The organism is Streptomyces sp. NPDC038213 (assembly GCF_055600495.1).
The window spans coordinates 1-16784 of the sequence record NZ_JBVJYM010000035.1; the positions used below are offsets into that span (position 1 = coordinate 1).

General features: G+C 74.2%; 14 protein-coding genes. 10 read left to right on the top strand and 4 right to left on the bottom strand.

All coding sequences use genetic code 11. The features are described from left to right. Positions 1-91: 91 nt before the first annotated feature. Positions 92-943, bottom strand: a complete 852-nt coding sequence (locus ACZ7JZ_RS31325) for a CoA transferase subunit A (RefSeq protein ID WP_470945360.1) — start codon at positions 941-943, stop codon at positions 92-94. Then, the gene (locus ACZ7JZ_RS31330; protein ID WP_470945361.1) at positions 940-1695 is read right to left on the bottom strand and encodes an enoyl-CoA hydratase family protein; all 756 of its coding nucleotides are present in this window, start codon (positions 1693-1695) and stop codon (positions 940-942) included. Before ACZ7JZ_RS31330 ends, ACZ7JZ_RS31325 begins: the two co-directional genes overlap by 4 nt. Before the next feature lie 56 nt (positions 1696-1751). Here ACZ7JZ_RS31330 and ACZ7JZ_RS31335 point away from each other — a divergent pair, with 56 nt between their 5' ends. Then, entirely contained in the window at positions 1752-2576 is an 825-nt protein-coding gene (locus ACZ7JZ_RS31335) for an SDR family oxidoreductase (protein WP_470945363.1), read from the top strand. 1 nt (position 2577) lies between these two features. After that, entirely contained in the window at positions 2578-3489 is a 912-nt protein-coding gene (locus tag ACZ7JZ_RS31340; protein ID WP_470945365.1) for an SDR family oxidoreductase, read from the top strand. Between the two features lie 633 nt (positions 3490-4122). On the opposite strand, the gene ACZ7JZ_RS31345 is transcribed toward ACZ7JZ_RS31340, so the two are convergent. Continuing rightward, on the bottom strand, positions 4123-5025 hold the full coding sequence (locus ACZ7JZ_RS31345) for a hypothetical protein (protein WP_470945367.1): 903 nt from the start codon (positions 5023-5025) through the stop codon (positions 4123-4125). A gap of 110 nt (positions 5026-5135) precedes the next feature. Here ACZ7JZ_RS31345 and ACZ7JZ_RS31350 point away from each other — a divergent pair, with 110 nt between their 5' ends. From ACZ7JZ_RS31350 to ACZ7JZ_RS31380, 7 genes are all read left to right on the top strand, one after another. Further along, the gene (locus ACZ7JZ_RS31350; protein ID WP_470945370.1) at positions 5136-5951 is read left to right on the top strand and encodes a serine protease; all 816 of its coding nucleotides are present in this window, start codon (positions 5136-5138) and stop codon (positions 5949-5951) included. Positions 5952-6189: 238 nt separating this feature from the next. Then, the gene (locus ACZ7JZ_RS31355; protein ID WP_470945372.1) at positions 6190-6846 is read left to right on the top strand and encodes a response regulator; all 657 of its coding nucleotides are present in this window, start codon (positions 6190-6192) and stop codon (positions 6844-6846) included. Continuing rightward, positions 6843-8033 carry a sensor histidine kinase gene (locus ACZ7JZ_RS31360; protein ID WP_470945375.1) on the top strand — a complete coding sequence of 397 codons (1191 nt, stop codon included), beginning with the start codon at positions 6843-6845 and terminating at the stop codon, positions 8031-8033. The genes ACZ7JZ_RS31355 and ACZ7JZ_RS31360 overlap by 4 nt, the downstream gene beginning before the upstream one ends. Before the next feature lie 130 nt (positions 8034-8163). Continuing rightward, positions 8164-8484 (top strand): chorismate mutase, encoded by a 321-nt coding sequence (locus tag ACZ7JZ_RS31365; protein WP_470945377.1) that lies wholly within the window; start codon positions 8164-8166, stop codon positions 8482-8484. A gap of 23 nt (positions 8485-8507) precedes the next feature. After that, positions 8508-11072: an aminopeptidase N gene (gene pepN / locus ACZ7JZ_RS31370; RefSeq protein ID WP_470945379.1), complete on the top strand. Its 2565-nt coding sequence runs from the start codon at positions 8508-8510 to the stop codon at positions 11070-11072. A gap of 160 nt (positions 11073-11232) precedes the next feature. Beyond that, positions 11233-12681, top strand: a complete 1449-nt coding sequence (locus tag ACZ7JZ_RS31375; RefSeq protein WP_470945381.1) for a pyridoxal phosphate-dependent decarboxylase family protein — start codon at positions 11233-11235, stop codon at positions 12679-12681. Further along, entirely contained in the window at positions 12678-14084 is a 1407-nt protein-coding gene (locus ACZ7JZ_RS31380) for a lysine N(6)-hydroxylase/L-ornithine N(5)-oxygenase family protein (RefSeq protein WP_470945383.1), read from the top strand. Before ACZ7JZ_RS31375 ends, ACZ7JZ_RS31380 begins: the two co-directional genes overlap by 4 nt. 19 nt (positions 14085-14103) lie before the next feature. On the opposite strand, the gene ACZ7JZ_RS31385 is transcribed toward ACZ7JZ_RS31380, so the two are convergent. Beyond that, on the bottom strand, positions 14104-15903 hold the full coding sequence (locus ACZ7JZ_RS31385) for a bifunctional metallophosphatase/5'-nucleotidase (RefSeq protein ID WP_470945385.1): 1800 nt from the start codon (positions 15901-15903) through the stop codon (positions 14104-14106). Positions 15904-16027: 124 nt separating this feature from the next. On the opposite strand from ACZ7JZ_RS31385, the gene ACZ7JZ_RS31390 reads away from it, so the two are divergent. Next, the gene (locus ACZ7JZ_RS31390; RefSeq protein ID WP_470945388.1) at positions 16028-16732 is read left to right on the top strand and encodes an SIMPL domain-containing protein; all 705 of its coding nucleotides are present in this window, start codon (positions 16028-16030) and stop codon (positions 16730-16732) included. The last annotated feature ends 52 nt before the right edge of the window (positions 16733-16784 follow it).

Consider the following 16784-nt stretch of genomic DNA (forward strand, 5'->3'; position numbering starts at 1 on the left):
ACCCGGCTAGCGCTGATCTTGTAGGACCTGCCCGTCGCTGACGGTCAGGCGAAGTGAGCTAGGAATCCCCTCCCTTCAGGGAGGGGAGGAGTCAATGCTGCTCCTCGTGCCAGGCCCGGACGGCGCGGCGGTAGTCCGCCTCGCCCGCGCCGGACAGGAAGCGGGCCGAGAACTCGGCCCAGGGGGTGGTGGCGTACAGCTTCTGGAAGGCCTCGTCCCGGCCGTAGTCGGGGGCGCAGGAGGTGAAGTCGGCCCCGCCGGGGGCCTCGACCACGCCGGTGACCGCGTGCCGGGAGACCAGCAGGGTCTGCGGGGCGGCCTCCTTGGCCAGTTCGGCGGTCTCCACGATCTGCTCGCACGAGACGTACGCGGTCTCGGCGGCCTCGCAGAACAGGTCGTCGAAGTACGGGTCGGGGCCCAGGTACTGGGCGTTGCCCTGCCGGTCGGCGCGGTTCAGGTGGACGAGGGCCGCGTCCAGCCGCAGTCCCGGTACGGCCACGAACTCCTCGCCGTCCCCGTACGGGGAGCGGACGGTCCGCAGCCCGGGGTTGACCCGCAGCACGTCGGAGCCGAGGCCCGCGCGGACCGGCAGGAACGGCAGCCGGTTCGCGGCGGCGTGCAGGCCCCACATGAACATGGCCTCGTCGAGTTCGGTCATCTCGATGGACCCGCTCTCGCGCGCGGCGCGGAAGTGGGGCTCCAGCGGGATCGAGTCGAGGGTGACGAAGGGGGCGACCAGCCGCCGGATCCGGCCGGCCGCGGCGAGCATGCCCACGTCGGGGCCGCCGTACGCGACGACGGTCAGGTCGGTGACCTCCGTACGGAGCAGGGCCCGTACGAGCGCCATCGGCTTGCGCCGGGAGCCCCAGCCGCCGATGCCCAGCGTCATGCCGCTGCGCAGCCGGGCGGCCGCCTCGTCGGGGGTGAGCGTCTTGTCGGTCACGGCCGTTCCTCCCGGGGGGTGCCGAAGGTGTCGCGGACGCGGTCGGCCACCCCGCTGAGGTTGGCCTCGAAGGTGAACCCCTGCTCGAAGCGGTAGCTGCGGCGCACGTCGACGGGGTCGATGCCGTTGATGGCGGCCTTGGCCAGCCGGATCAGGGTGCCGTCCTTGCGGGCGATCTCCGCGGCCAGCTCCAGGGCGGCGGCGTGCAGCGCGGCCGCGGGGACCACCCGCCACACGGAGCCGTGGGCGTGGAGTTCGGCCGCGGTCGCGGTCCGCGAGGTGTAGTACAGGGCCCGCATCAGGTGCTGGGGGACGAGCCGGGCCAGGTGGGTGGCGGCGCCGAGGGCCCCGCGGTCGAGCTCGGGCAGGCCGAAGACGGCGTCCTCGCTGGCGACGATGGCGTCGGCGTTGCCCACCAGGCCGATGCCGCCGCCGAGGCAGAAGCCGTGCACGGCGGCGACCACCGGCACCTCGCACTCGTACACCGCCGCGAAGGCCTCGTAGCAGCCGCGGTTGGCGCCGAGCAGGGCGGTGTGCCCGCTGTCGCGCTGCATCTCCTTGATGTCCACCCCGGCGTTGAAGCCCCGGCCGGCGGCGGCGAGGACCACGCAGCGGACGTCGGGGTCGCGGCCCGCCGCGCGCAGGGCGTCGGCGAGCGCGTACCAGCCCTGGACCGGCAGGGCGTTGACGGGCGGGAAGTCGACGGTGACGAGGGCTACGCCCTTGTCCGGGCGTGAGGTGGAGACACCCATGTGCGGATCAGCTACCTTTCCACCAAACATTTGTTAGGTGAGGAAGGTAGCAGCCCATGGAGCTCGACGGGAGGGTCGCGGTCGTCACCGGCGGCACGCGCGGAGTCGGCGCCGGCATCACGCGGGAGTTCCTCGCGGCCGGCGCCCAGGTCCACGTCCTCGCCCGCCGCCCGCCGGACGAACCCCTCGAAAGCGGCGGGCGCACCGCCGTCCACCTGCCCGTGGACCTGCGCGACCCGGAGGCCGTCGAGGAGGCCCTCGCCCGGGTCGTACGGGAGCGGGGGCGGCTGGACTGCCTGGTCAACAACGCGGGCGGGACCCCGTACCGGCTGCTCGGCGAGGGCGGCGCGGCCCGCCACGCGCGCGTGGTCGAGCTCAACCTGCTCGCCCCGCTCACCGCCTCCCTCGCCGCCTACCCGTACCTGCGGGCCGCGCGCGGCTCGGTGGTGATGGTCGGCAGCGTCAGCGGCACCCGGCCCTCCCCGGGCACGGCGGCCTACGGCGCGGCCAAGGCCGGGCTGGAGAGCCTGGCCCGCTCCATGGCCGTCGAATGGGCCCCGGAGGTACGGGTGAACACCCTGGTCCTCGGCATGGTGCGCACGGAGCTGTCCCACCTGCACTACGGGGACGCGGAGGGGGTCGCGGCGGTCGGCCGGACCGTCCCGCTCGGGCGGCTGGCCGAACCGGCCGAGGTGGGCGCGGCCGCCGTGTTCCTCGCCTCGGAGCGGGCGGCGTACGTGAGCGGGGCCGGGCTGCTCCTGCACGGGGGCGGCGAGCGCCCGGCCTTCCTCGGCGCGGCCACGGCGAACACGGCAGCGGGCGCGGCGGAGAGCACCGGCGGCACGGCGGAACCCCCGCCCCAGGACGAGAAGGAGAGCTGACATGGCCGGAATCTGCGAGGGCCGCGTGGTCGCGGTCACCGGTGCGGGCCGCGGGCTGGGCCGGGCCCACGCCCTGGCCTTCGCCGCGGAGGGCGCCCGGGTCGTGGTCAACGACCTCGGGGTGGGGCTCGACGGGGCCCCCGGCCCCTCGGGGCCGGCCGCGGAGGTGGTGGCGGAGATCCGGGCCGCGGGCGGGGAGGCCGTGGCGCACGGCGGGGACATCGCCACCACCGCCGGCGCCGCCTCCCTCGTCGCCTGCGCCCTCGACTCCTTCGGACGGCTGGACACCCTGGTCAACAACGCCGGCTTCCTGCGGGACCGGATGCTGGTCAACCTCGACGAGGAGGACTGGGACGCGGTCATGCGGGTGCACTTGAAGGGCCACTTCCTGCCGCTGCGCCATGCCGCCGCCTGGTGGCGGGCCGAGGACAAGGCGGGGCGCCGGGTCGCGGCGCGGGTGGTCAACACCACCTCGGGCGCGGGCCTGCTGGGCTCGGTGGGCCAGGGCAACTACAGCGCGGCCAAGGCCGGGATCGTCGGGCTGACGCTCGTGGCGGCCGCCGAGATGGGCCGGTACGGGGTCCAGGTCAACGCCGTCGCCCCCGCGGCCCGCACCCGCATGACGGAGCGGACCTTCGCGGAGACGATGGCGGCGCCCGCAGCGGGGGAGTTCGACGCGATGGCCCCGGAGAACGTGTCCCCGCTGGTGGTGTGGCTGGGCGCGGAGGCCTCCGCGGGGGTCAGCGGCCGGGTCTTCGAGGCCGAGGCGGGCCGGATCACCGTCATGGAGGGCTGGCGGCCGGGCCCGGGCGCGGACCGCGGGGCCCGCTGGAGTCCGGCGGAGGCCGGGGAGGCCGCCCTCGAACTGCTGGCCGCGGCGCAGCCCCCGGGCGGGGTGTACGGGGCGCGCTGACCGGGGTCCGGACACGGACCGGGCCCGGCCCCCTGGCGGGAGGTCGGGCCCGGATCCGTAACTCGTGCGACGAGGCGTACTTACCCACACCGCCGGTCCGCTCAACCGCAATCCGCGCAGGATATTCGCCCAATCGAGCGCACGACCGGTCGGACGGGTGACGGAGTCAGGTGTTCCGCCCACCCCGGAGCGGGCACGCCACGGGAAGGAGCCGTCCGGACGCCGCCGTGCGGGGCGCAGTCGGGGGAGGGGGCCGGTGAGGGGGCGGCGGAGACTGAAGTGGGCGCTGGCGGGAGCGGCGCTGTGCGTACTGACCTGGGCGGTCCTGATCGCGATAGCGGTGAACCCTCACTGGCAGGCGACGGAGGACGGGCTCGGCGCGGGCATCCTCTACCTCGCCCTTGCCCCCCTCCTCATCTGCGTCCTGGCGATCCCGGGGCTCCGCCCCGGACCCCGTTCCGTGCGCTGCGCGCCCGGTGCGCTCAAACGCCGCGCGGGCTGGATACCTCCAGCCCCGCCAGGGGGTCCCCCCGGACGAAGTCTGGGGGAGTTTGAGGCGCGGGGGTGTGGGGGTGTGGGGGCGGAGCCCCCGCTTCGGGAAGGGGCGGGTAGGGGAAGGCCCCGCGCAGCGGGTCAGGTGTGGCAGTCCAGTTCCGTGCGGCACAGGCCGCACCGCGCCCGCACCCGGCGGCGCACCGGCAACCGCAGCCCCCGGCCGCAGACCGGACAGCGGAAGCACACCCGCAACCCCTCGGGCCCGCCGCCCTCGAACCAGTAGCCGGGGCCCGCCCCCGTACCGGCACCCGCCCCCCGCCGTGCCCGCGCATACCGCGCCCGCTCCACGGCGCCCGCCGCCGCCAGCGGTGCCCGGCGGAGCTCCCGGCGGGCCTCGGTGCGGCCGCGGACGTACGCCTCGTAGGCCTGCGGGCTGGTGAAGGCGGGCGAGGGGTCCTCGCCGAAGGCCATGGCCCGCCGGGCCAGGACGTACCCGTACTCTTCCGGCGTCAGGTACCCCAGCTTCTGCAGCGAGACCGCGTCCTCGCGGTAGGCGTCGAGCAGCAGCCACCCCGCGCCGAGGTACGCGCAGACGGTGTCGGTCAGGATCTCGTCCTCGGCCGCCCCGGGGAAGCGCAGGTCCAGCCGGTGCAGGAGCACGTGGGTGGCCTCGTGGGCCAGCGCCGCAGCGATGTCGCGCCGGTGCCCGGGGACGCGGAAGCGGTCGTTCAGCTCCACGAAGTACTCCGGCCCGGCAGCCAGCTCCACGCGCGCCGCCTCCGCCATGGCCCGGAAGGAGACCACCATCCGGGCCTGCGGCAGCCGCAGGTGGCGCACCAGCGCCCCGGCCACCCGCTGCGCCCCGAGGTACGGGTCCTCGTCCGCGCCGATCGCGGCGTCGGCGGGGGAGAAGGGGGTGCCGTAGGCCCGTACCCCGTCGGGGGTGAGCCGCCGGTAGAGGGCCGTGACGGCGGAGCGGACCGTGCCGAGGTGCGGAAATCCGTGCGCGACCGGGCTCCTGCGGGCCCCTTCGTCCGTCATTTCGCCACTCCCGCCGCAAACTTGGCCGAAAACGCCATCTTGTTCGGACCGCGCCCGCTGCTGTGACATGTACGCGCCAGACGCACGCCCCACCCCCCACGAAAGGCAGTGTGTTGACAGTGCTGTCCACCCACGAACAGCCCGCACGCCGCACCGGCAGCCGTACCGCCCGCTTCCTCAAGCGGACCGTCGCCGCCGCAGCCGTCACCCTCGCGGCCATCAGCCTGCACGCCCCCGCCACCGCGGCCCCCGCCCCCGTCGTCGGCGGCACCCGCGCCGCCCAGGGCGAGTTCCCCTGGATGGTCCGCCTCTCCATGGGCTGCGGCGGCACCCTGTACACCCAGCAGATCGTCCTGACCGCCGCCCACTGCGTCGGCGCCTCCGGCAACACCACCTCGATCACCGCCACCGCCGGCGTCGTCGACCTCAACAGCTCCAGCGCCATCAAGGTCCGCTCCACCAAGGTCCTGCGCGCCCCCGGCTACAACGGCACGGGCAAGGACTGGGCCCTGATCAAACTCGCCCAGCCCATCAACCTGCCCACCATCAAGATCGCCGAGACCACGCAGTACAACACCGGCACCTTCACCGTCGCCGGCTGGGGCGCGGCCCGCGAGGGCGGCAGCCAGCAGCGCTACCTGCTGAAGGCCAACGTGCCCTTCGTCTCCGACGCCGACTGCCAGCGCGCCTACGGCAGCTCCCTGGTCCCCGGCGAGGAGATCTGCGCCGGCTACGCCCAGGGCGGGGTCGACACCTGTCAGGGCGACTCCGGCGGCCCCATGTTCCGCCGCGACAACGCCAACGCCTGGGTCCAGGTCGGCATCACCAGCTGGGGCGAGGGCTGTGCCCGCGCCGGCTACCCCGGGGTCTACACCGAGGTGTCCACCTTCGCCGCCGCGATCAAGTCCGCGGCCGCGAGCATGTGATCCCGCGGGCGCGGCAGCAGACCGTACCGGCGCCCCTCTGCCCGTACGGCGCGCCGCGCCCGCACCCGCGGACGGACCCGCACCCGCGGACGCACACCCCTCCCCCTCCCGGCCGGGCCACCACCGGCCGGGAGGGGGAGGCCCCGCTCCCGGCCGCCCGCCCCCCGGTTGCGGACCGCCCCGGCCCCCGGTCCCATGGGAGGGACCCACCGGCGGGCTACCCAGGGGCAGGCAACCCATGACGATCACCGTGGTCATCGCGGACGACCAGGAAATGGTCAGGACCGGATTCCGGATGATCCTGGAGAGCCAGCCCGACATCGAGGTCCTCGCCGACGTGGTCGACGGGCAGGCCGCCCTGGAGGCCGTCGAGGCCCACCGGCCCGACGTGCTCCTCCTCGACATCCGGATGCCGAAGCTCGACGGACCGGAAGTCACCCGGCGCCTCGCCGGCCGCGACCGCCCCCGCATCGTCATCGTCACCACCTTCGACCTCGACGAGTACGTCCACGCGGCCCTCCACGGCGGCGCGTCCGGCTTCCTCCTCAAGGACGCGAGCCCCGCCATGCTGGTTGAGGCCGTCCGCGCCGCGGCCGTAGGAGACTCCCTCGTCTCACCCGCCATCACCGTCCGCCTGCTGCGCGAGATGGCCCCCCGGGCCGCCTCCGCGGCCGCCGCCCGCCGCCCCGCCGAACCCCTCACGGACCGCGAGACGGAGGTCGTACGCTGCCTCGCCCGCGGGATGACCAACGCCGAGATCGCCGCCGAGCTCTACGTCTCCCTCTCCACCGTCAAGACCCACCTCGCCAACGTCCAGGCCAAGCTCGACGCCCGCAACCGCGTCGAGATCGCCGCCTGGGCCTGGGAGAGCGGCCTCGCCACGAGCAGCCCGTGAGCCCCCTGGCGAGCTGGGCGCGCCGCCACCCCCGCAGTGCGGACCTCATCCGGGCCGCCCTCTCCCTCGCCCTCCTCGGCCTCGTCAGCTTCGAAGGGGTCGTCCTCGCCCGGCAGCCCACCCTCCCGCACGCCGTCGTCTGGTTCTCCGGCATCCTCGTCTGCCTCGCGGCCGCGCCCTGGCCGCGCATCCCGCTCGTCGCCCGCGCCTGGTTCGCCGCCGCCGTGACCTGGACCGCGACCTGCCTGCTGATCTTCGGGGACCCGCCGCTCAAGGTCTGGGGCGGCGGCGAGGCCCTCGCCCTCCTCGTCCTGCTCAGCCAGGTCCTCCTGCGCACCCCCGCCCGCACCGCCGCCGTCCTCGGCCCCCTCCTCGGCCTCGGCTGCATGGCCGTGCCGGTACGCGACGCCGACCCCGGGCGCTTCACCCTCCTCTTCTCCGTGCTCACCGTCGTCGTCGGCGCCTACTCCCTCGTCCTGCGCCTCCAGGCCGTCCAGCGGGTCCGCGAACTGCGCGCCGTACGCACCGCCGAACGCCTCGACCTCGCCCGCGAACTCCACGACCTCGTCGCCCACCACGTCACCGGCATCGTCGTCGAGGCCCGCGCCGCCCGCTTCACCGGAGTCGGCGCCGAGCGCGCCGCCGAAACCCTCGCCCGCATCGAGACCGCCGGAGACGAGGCCCTCGGCGCCATGCGCCGCCTCGTCCGCGTCCTGCGCGAGGACGAGAACCGAGAGCACCCCGAGAACCCCGCGGGACCCCCGGGCCCGAAGACCGCCCCCGCCACCAGCCCCGTCGCCGGCCTCGCCGAGATCCGCGAACTGGTCGAGCGCTTCGCGGCCACCGGACCGCCCACGGCCCTCCACACCGAGCCGGGGCTCGACACCAGGCTCCCCGGGGACGTCGCCGCCACCGCGCACCGCATCGTCCTCGAATCCCTCACCAACATCACCAAGCACGCCGCCGGCGCCCGCGCCGTCCGCGTCGGCCTGCGCACGGTCCCCGAGGGGCTCGAAATCCGCGTGGCCAACGAGGGCGGCCGCCCCGCCCGCCTCTCCGAGCAGGCCCGCGGCGGGGGCTACGGACTCGCCGGGATGACCGAGCGCGCCGAGGCCATGGGCGGCACCCTCACCGCCGGCCCCGCCCCCGGGGGCGGCTGGCTCGTCACCGCCCGCCTGCCGCTCTGACCCCGGCCCCGCCCCGGACCGCGTACCGTCCCCGCGGTCAGGACCCGATCCGGCCACACCGAAAGGATCGCGTCTCACCGTCCGACCACACGATGATCCGACCGCACCGCGCCCACTAAGCTCACACCCCATGAACACCAGCGAGATCGACGACAGCGTCCGTGCCGAGCTCTCCCGGCTGCGGGACAGCATCGACAACATCGACGCCGCCGTGGTCCACATGCTCGCCGAACGCTTCAAGGCCACCCAGCAGGTCGGCCACCTCAAGGCCAAGCACCACCTGCCCCCGGCCGACCCCCAGCGCGAAGCCAACCAGATCACCCGGCTGCGCCAGCTCGCCGAAGCGGCCAAGCTCGACCCCGCCTTCGCGGAGAAGCTCCTCAACTTCATCATCGCCGAAGTGATCCGCCACCACGAGACGATCGCTGCGGGCGAAGACCAGAACCCTTAAGCCGACGGGCCCCATCAGGCAGCATGGGGCCCATGTCCGCACTGACGCGCAACGAAGCGCAGCTCCGAGCCCAGCTCCTCGAGGTCCACCGCTACGCGATCGACCTCGACCTCACCACCGGCGACGAGTCCTTCGACTCCACCACCGTCATCCGCTTCACCGCCCGGAGCGACGGCGACACCTTCGTCGAACTCAAACCCCAAGAGCTGCGCTCCGCCGTCCTCGACGGACACCCCCTCGACCCCGGCGCCCTCCAGGACAACCGGCTGCCCCTCACCGGGCTCACCGCCGGCCCCCACGAGCTGCGCATCGACGCCCGGATGCGCTACTCCCGCACCGGCGAGGGGATGCACCGCTTCACCGACCCCACGGACGGCGAGGCGTACGTCTACACCCAGCTCTTCCTCGACGACGTCCAGCGCGTCTACGCCGCCTTCGACCAGCCCGACCTCAAGGCCGTCTTCGCGATCGGGGTCACCGCCCCCGCCGGCTGGACCGTCCTCGCCAACGCCGTCACCGAGCAGACCGGCGAGCGCGCCGACGGAGCCGGCATCTGGCAGGCCGCCGACACCCCCGTCATCTCCACGTACCTCGCCGCCGTCGCCGCGGGCCCCTGGCACAGCATCCGCACCGAGCACGCCGGACTGCCCTTCGGCATCCACTGCCGCCGCTCCCTCGCCCCCCACCTCGACGCCGACGCCGACGAGATCCTCGCCCTCACCACCGCCTGCTTCGACCGGTACCACGAGAAGTTCGCGGAGCCGTACCCCTTCGACTCCTACGACCAGGCCTTCGTCCCCGAGTTCAACGCCGGCGCCATGGAGAACCCGGGCCTCGTCACCTTCCGCGACGAGTTCGTCTACCGCTCGGCCGTCACCGACACCGAGCGCCAGACCCGCGCCATGGTCATCTCCCACGAGATGGCCCACATGTGGTTCGGCGACCTCGTCACCCTCCGCTGGTGGGACGACATCTGGCTGAACGAGTCCTTCGCCGAGTACATGGGCTACCAGACCCTCACCGAGGCCACCCGCTTCACCGGCACCTGGACCGAGTTCGCCGTCACCCGCAAGGCCTGGGGATACGACGCCGACCAGCGCCCCTCCACCCACCCCGTGGCCCCCGCCCCCGAGGACGTCCCCGACAGCGCCGCCGCCCTCCTCAACTTCGACGGCATCTCCTACGCCAAGGGCGCCTCCGCCCTGCGCCAGCTCGTCGCCTGGCTCGGCGAGGAGGACTTCCTCGCCGGCATCAACACCCACTTCGCGCGCCACCGCTTCGGCAACGCCTCCCTCGCCGACTTCGTCGACTCCCTGGCCGCCCACACCGACCGCGACGTCCACACCTGGGCCGACACCTGGCTGCGCACCACCGGCACCGACACCCTCACCCCCAAGACCGAGGAGAGCCCCGGCGGCTGGACCCTCACCGTCGACCACGCCGGCAGCCGCCCCCACCACCTCCTCGCCGGGCTCTACGACCGCACCCCCGACGGCGGCCTCGAACTGCGCGACCGGCTCCCCCTCGACATCCCCACCGACGAGGTCCTCTCCGCCGCCGGCCCCCGCCCCGCCCTCCTGCTCCTCAACGACCAGGACCTGGCCTACGCCAAGATCCGCCTGGACGGGGCCTCGGAGGAGACCGCGCTGCGCTCCCTGTCCGCCGTACCGGACCCGCTGACCCGCGCGGTCATCTGGAACACCCTGCGCGATATGGTCCGCGACGGCCAGCTCGACCCGGCCGCCTACCTGGAGACCGCCCACACCCACCTGCCCGAGGAGACCGACCTCGCGATCGTGCAGGGCGTCCTCGGCTTCGCCCGCCAGCAGATCGCCGACCGCTACCTCCCCGCCGGGGACCGCCCCGCCGCCCTCGCCCTCCTCACCAGCCTCGCCCGCACCCTGATCCGCCGCACCGAGGGCCTCACCGCCGAGGACTGGAACGGCCGCCCCCACGACGGCGGCTCCGCGGGCGGCAACGACGCGGGCCTGCGCCTGACGGCCGTACGCGCCTTCATCGACAGCGCCACCCAGCCCGACGCCATCGCCTCCTGGCTCGAGGACGACACCGTCCCCGGCGGCCCCGAGCTGGACCCGGAGCTCCGCTGGCGCATCCTCGCCCGGCTCTCCGTCCTCGGCGCCGCCGACGAGGCCCGCATCGCCGCCGAACTCGACCGCGACCCCACCGCGGCCGGCCGCGAGGGCGCCGCCCGCTGCCGGGCCGCCCTGCCCGAGGCCGCCGCCAAGGAGGCCGCCTGGGCGGCCATGTTCGACACCGACGAGCTCTCCAACTACCTGTTCACCGCCACCGCCCAGGGCTTCTGGCAGCCCGAGCAGGCCGAACTCCTCGCCCCCTACACCGGGCGCTACTACCCCGCGGCCACCGCCCTCGCCGACCGCCGCGGCCCCGCCCTCGCCGAAGCCGCCGGCCGCCACGCCTTCCCGGCCCACGAGATCACCTCCGAGGCCCTCGCCGCCGGGCGCGGGCACCTGGAGGAGGCCGAGATGATCCCCGCCCTGCGCCGCAAGCTCGTCGACCAGCTCGACGACCTCGCCCGCGCCCTCCACGTACGCACCACCCGGCACTGACACCCCACCCGCCCCCGACCCCCGGCCCCCAGCTGCCGGAATCAGCCCCTCCGCGGCCGAAAACCGTCTGACACCGCACCCCCGCGGTTACCCCATTCGGGTCTGATCGTTGAGCTGTCCGGGAGCACCCCCCGCTCCCGGACAGCCCGTGAGGAACCGCATGACCACGCCGCCCGCCCCCCACCCCCCACTCCCGCCCCTCGCCGGCGGCACCGGCGGCCCCGCCGCCCTGCGCCCCCTCCTCGGCACCGTCCTCGACGCCCTGGACACCGGAGCCCGCACCCGCGGCGGCCCCCTCCCCGCCGGCGGCCCCGACACCGTCGGCCCCCGCCTGCGCGCCGCCCTCGGCCCCGTCCTCCCCGACCGCGGCACCGGCGCCGCCGAGGCCCTCGGCACCCTCGTACGGGCCCTCGCCGAAGGCGCCGCCGACCCCGCGCACCCGCACTGCCTCGCGCACCTGCACTGCCCGCCGCTCGCCCTCGCCGCGGCCGCCGACCTCGCCGCCTCCTGCCTCAACCCCTCCCTCGACTCCTGGGACCAGGCCCCCGCCGCCTCCGCCCTCGAAGCCGAGCTCACCCGCACCCTCGCCCGCGAATTCCACGGCCCGCGACCCGCCCCCGGTCCCGGCGGCGCCCCGGACACCGCCCCCGACGCCGTCCCCGACGCCCTCGTCACCACCGGCGGCACCGAGGCCAACCAACTGGCCCTCCTCCTCGCCCGCGAACGCCACCGCGGCGCCGGCCCCCTGCGCCTGGTCCACGGGGCCAACGCCCACCACTCCCTGCCCCGCGCCGCCTGGCTCCTCGGCCTCCCCGCCCCCCTCGCCCTGGCCACCCCCCGCGGCACCCTCGACCCCGCCGACCTCGACCGGGCCCTGCGCGCGCACCCCGGCCCCCACCTCGTCGCCGCCACCGCCGGCACCACCGACGCCGGACTCATCGACCCCCTCGAAGAGATCGCCGCCGTCTGCCGCACCCACGGCGCCGACCTCCACGTCGACGCCGCCTACGGCGGGCTCCTCACCCTCAGCCCCCGCCACCGCCACCTGCTCGCCGGCCTCCAGCACGCCACCAGCATCACCGTCGACCTGCACAAACTCGGCTGGCAGCCGGTGGCGGCCGGCCTGCTCACCGTCCCCGACCGGCGCCTGCTCACCCCCCTGGCCCACCAGGCCGACTACCTCAACGCCGAGGACGATACCGAGGCCGGCCTCCCCGACCTCCTCGGCCGCTCCCTGCGCACCACCCGGCGCCCCGACGTACTCAAGATCGCCGTCACCCTCCGCGCCCTCGGCCGCGACGGCCTCGCCGCGCTCATCGACCGCACCTGCGCCAACGCGGCCCGGCTCGCCGCGCTCCTCGAAGCCCACCCCCGCTTCGAACTCCAGGCAGCCCCCACCATCACCACCGTCCTCTTCCGCCCCGCCGACACCAGCGACGAGGAACTCGCCGCCCTCCGCCGCACCCTGCTCCACCAGGGCACCGCCGTCCTCGGCCGCGCCACCGCCGACGGCCGCCTCTGGCTCAAGGCCACCCTCCTCAACCCCCACACCACCCCCGAAGACCTCGCACAGCTCCTGGAACTCCTGGAAGGCAGCACCCACCGATGACCGCGCACCCCGAAGCCCCCCGCGACCTCGTCGGAATCGGCATCGGCCCCTCCAACCTCTCCCTCGCCGCCCTCGCCCACGGCATCCCCGACGGACCCGCCGCCGCCTTCTACGACCAGCGCCCCGAGTTCCGCTGGCACCCCGGACTCCTCATCGAGGGCACCACCCTCCAGGTCCCGTTCCTCGCCGACCTGGTCACCCTCGCCGACCCCGCCAGCCCGTGGACCTTCCTCAACTACCTCCGGCACAAGGAACGGCTCTTCCCCTTCTACTTCGCCGAGCAGTTCCACATCCACCGCGCCGAGTACGACGCCTACTGCCGCTGGGTGGCCGGCAGCCTCCCCACCCTCCACTTCGGCCACCAGGTCGACGCCGTCCGCTGGAACCCCGAACGCGCCCTCTTCGAGGTCGACTACACCCAGCTCGACGCCGAAGGCGAAGCCGAGGCCCTCGGCCGCACCTACACCCGCAACCTCGCCCTCGGCATCGGCACCGCCCCCCACATCCCCGACCCGCTCAAACCCCTCGCCGACGCCCCCACGGTCCCCGTCATCCACTCCGCCGACTACCTCGACCACCGCACCCGCATCCTCGGCGCCGACCACGTCACCGTGATCGGCTCGGGGCAGTCCGGCGCCGAGGTCTTCCTCGACCTCCTGCGCTCCCGCCCCGCCGGCCGCGAACGCCTCACCTGGCTCGCCCGCACCCCCTCCTTCGCCCCCATGGAGTACTCCAAGCTCGGCCTGGAGCACTTCACCCCCGACTACACCCAGTACTTCCACTCCCTCCCCGAACCCGTCCGCGACCGCCTCATCCCCGCCCAGTGGCAGCTCCACAAGGGCATCGACACCGACACCATCACCGCCATCCACCAGGAGCTCTACCGGCGCACCCTGCACGGCGGCTGGCCCGACGCCGTCCTCACCCCCGGGGTCAGCGTCCGCACCGCCGGCCGCATCGCCACGACCAAGATCGAGCTCCACCTCGAACACGTCCAGCAGGGCACCCGCACCCGCCTCACCACCGACGCCGTCGTCCTCGCCACCGGCTACCGCGAGCGCCCCCTCGGCCGCCTCCTCGCCGGACTCGACCCCTACATCCGCAAGGACTCCGCCGGCCGCCCCCGCATCGACACCCGCTACCGCATGAGCCTCGACCCCGCCATCTCCGCCACCGGCAGCGCCGTCTACGTGCAGAACGGCGAACGCCACAGCCACGGGGTCGGCGCCCCCGACCTCGGCCTCACCGCCTGGCGCAGCGCCCACATCCTCAACACCCTCACCGGCACCGGGCCCTACCCCCTGCCCGACCGCACCGCCTTCACCACCTTCGGCCTCCAGACACGGGAACAGCCCCGCCCGCGCACCGCGGGGGAGCTGCTCCCACTCGTCGAACAGCCCTGAGGACCGGGCCGCCGGGACGCTAGAACACGGGCACGCCCGCCCGCGTCAGACGCCAGTCCACCGAGGCGAACTCCGCCGGGTCCACCGTCCCCTTCGCCTTCACCCAGCTGATGATCGTGTTCCGGATCTCGTCCGAGTCCGCCCACACCTGCCGGGCCTGCGCCACGTGCGGGAACGCCCCGCCGCCGGAGGCCCGGTAGTTGTTGACCGCCAGCACGAACTGCGCCGCCGGATCCACCGGCCGCCCCCCGAACGACAGCCCCGTGATCCGCGACCCCTTCGGCTGCGCGATGTCGATCCCGTACGACAGCCCGTACACCGCGTCGTAGTTGTAGTCCGGCGTCCCCTCCGCGTTCGTCAGCGCCGCCGGGTCCACCACCGCGTCCGGCGCCGTCCGCACGAAGTACTTCGCCGAGTACTCCAGGTAGTCCTTCAGCTGCGCACCCGTCAGCAGCCGCGCCTCCAGCGTGTTCTCGAAGGGGTACAGGCCCGCCGCGTCCCGGATCGTCACCCGCCCCGCCGGAATCGCCGCCGTCCGCGAGAAGCACGAGGCCTGCGAGAGCACCGGCAGCGCCGCCCACTCCGTACCGGCCAGCGCCGCCTTCACCGTCTCCGCCTGCACGTGGTTGATCAGGTCGATGATCGGCACGTCCTTCACCGGACCCTCCGCGGAGGCCATCGCCGCCGTCGAGGTGCCGATCACCTGGTTCACGTACGCCACGACCTTGCGGTGCTCGTCCTCCAGCAGCCGCACGATCTTCGGGTCCTCCGGCACCGTGTTCGAGTTCAGCACCTTCGCCGACACGCCCGCCACCGACCAGCGGCCCCGCTCCCAGACCAGCTCGAAGTCGAACAGCGTCAGGCGCTGGCCCCACTTCAGCGGCTCCGACAGCACCACGTCCCTGCCCGTCGCCCTGTTCTTCACCCGGTACTCGGGGATCTCCGTGTGCGCGTGCCCCACCAGGACCGCGTCGATCCCCGGCACCTGCTCCGCCACCAGGGCGGCCGCGTTCTCGATGTACGGGAGCTGGTCGCCGTACGAGGAGGTACCGCTCGACCCCGAGTGCGCCGAGACGATCACCACGTCCGCACCCATCGACCGCAGCCGCGGCACGTACTTCGCCGCCTGCTCCTCCAGCCCCGGGAACACCATCTTCCCCTGCACGTTCAGCTTGTCCCAGATCGCGACCCCCGGGTTCGTCAGACCCAGCACCGCCACCTTCACGTCCCGCCCGCACGGGGTCCGCAGCCGGTGCATGCTGTACGGCGGGAAGGCCGGCCGCAGCGTCCTCGCGTCCAGCGCGTTCGCCCCCAGCAGCGGGAAATCGCACTGCTCCTCGAACTTCCGCAGCACCGGTATGCCGTAGTTGAACTCGTGGTTCCCCAGCGCCGCCGCGTCGTAGCCGATCGCGTTCATCGCCTGCGCCATCGGGTGCACCGGACCGCGCCGCGCCGTGATCGGGTCGACCTTCGCGTAGTAGTACGACAGCTGCGTGCCCTGGATCGTGTCACCCGCATCGATGAGCAGCGTGTTGCGCCGGCCCTTCTCCGCCCGCACCTGCTCCACCAGCGTCGAGATCTTCGCCAGGCCGACGTCGTTGTGCGCCTTGTCGTCGAACTCCCGGTCCGTGAAGTAGTCCCAGTTGAAGACGTTCCCGTGCAGGTCCGTCGTCCCCATCACCGTGAACGCGTACCGCTTCTGCGGACGGCCCGCCGGGGCCTGCCCGGCGGCGGAAGCGGAAGCGGCCGGACCCGCCAGGGCCACCGCGGCACCGGTTGCGGCCGAAGTGCCCAGGAACGTCCTGCGATCGAACGGCATGTCTTCTCCCTCGTGAGGCAATGCAATGCGCGTAGATTCTGACCCACTCCCCGCACCCGCCAACACCCCCGCCCGCCACCCGATCCCGCCCCGCAGCCGCCCGCGCGGTGCGACAGTGGACCGCATGACACAGGACGCCACGCCCCAGCCCTACGGAACCCCCCAGACCCCCCGCGTAGCCGTCCGCGGCGAAGCCCACCTCGAAGTCGACCCCGAGATCGCCCGCATCGGCATCACCGTCAGCGCCCGCGGCACCGACCGGCGCACCGCCCTCGAAGACCTCACCCGCCGCAACGCCGCCGTCCTCGACCTCGTCAAGACCTACGGCAGCGCCGTCGAGAAACTCGAAACCGGCGCCTTCTCCATCACCCCCGAACTCACCCGCCGCGGCCGCGGCGAACACGTCCGCGCCTACCACGGCCGCGTCCACACCACCGCCGAGCTCAACGACTTCACCGCACTCGGCGAACTCACCACCCGCCTCGCCGACCAGGAGCTCACCAGCGTCGACGGACCCTGGTGGACCCTGCGCCCCACCTCGCCCGCCCACGGCCAGGCCCGCCGCCAGGCCGTGCTCGAAGCCGTCCAGCGTGCCCGCGAGTACGCCGAGGCCCTCGGGGCGCAGCTCACCGCCCTCCTCGAACTCGCCGACCTCGACGCCGAGGGCCCCGTACCGGTCGCGATGGCCCGCCCCGGCGGCGGCGCCTTCCGCTCCATGGCCTTCGCCGCCGAGGCCGAGAGCGCCCCCGCCCTCGACCTCGAACCCCAGCGCCAGACCGTCCACGCCGCCGTCAACGCCCGCTTCACCATGACCCCGCCGGCGCTCTGACCCTCCCGCCGACCCGGAAGGGCCCGTGGGGGGTGCTCATCGGAGCACCCCC

Coding starts and splice junctions, on each gene's coding strand:
- pepN (WP_470945379.1), top strand. CDS start 8,508: ATGGGGCCCATGTCCGCACTGACGCGCAACGAAGCGCAGCTCCGAGCC.
- ACZ7JZ_RS31355 (WP_470945372.1), top strand. CDS start 6,190: ATGACGATCACCGTGGTCATCGCGGACGACCAGGAAATGGTCAGGACC.
- ACZ7JZ_RS31330 (WP_470945361.1), bottom strand. CDS start 1,695: ATGGGTGTCTCCACCTCACGCCCGGACAAGGGCGTAGCCCTCGTCACC.
- ACZ7JZ_RS31380 (WP_470945383.1), top strand. CDS start 12,678: ATGACCGCGCACCCCGAAGCCCCCCGCGACCTCGTCGGAATCGGCATC.
- ACZ7JZ_RS31345 (WP_470945367.1), bottom strand. CDS start 5,025: ATGACGGACGAAGGGGCCCGCAGGAGCCCGGTCGCGCACGGATTTCCG.
- ACZ7JZ_RS31365 (WP_470945377.1), top strand. CDS start 8,164: ATGAACACCAGCGAGATCGACGACAGCGTCCGTGCCGAGCTCTCCCGG.
- ACZ7JZ_RS31335 (WP_470945363.1), top strand. CDS start 1,752: ATGGAGCTCGACGGGAGGGTCGCGGTCGTCACCGGCGGCACGCGCGGA.
- ACZ7JZ_RS31375 (WP_470945381.1), top strand. CDS start 11,233: ATGACCACGCCGCCCGCCCCCCACCCCCCACTCCCGCCCCTCGCCGGC.
- ACZ7JZ_RS31385 (WP_470945385.1), bottom strand. CDS start 15,903: ATGCCGTTCGATCGCAGGACGTTCCTGGGCACTTCGGCCGCAACCGGT.
- ACZ7JZ_RS31340 (WP_470945365.1), top strand. CDS start 2,578: ATGGCCGGAATCTGCGAGGGCCGCGTGGTCGCGGTCACCGGTGCGGGC.
- ACZ7JZ_RS31390 (WP_470945388.1), top strand. CDS start 16,028: ATGACACAGGACGCCACGCCCCAGCCCTACGGAACCCCCCAGACCCCC.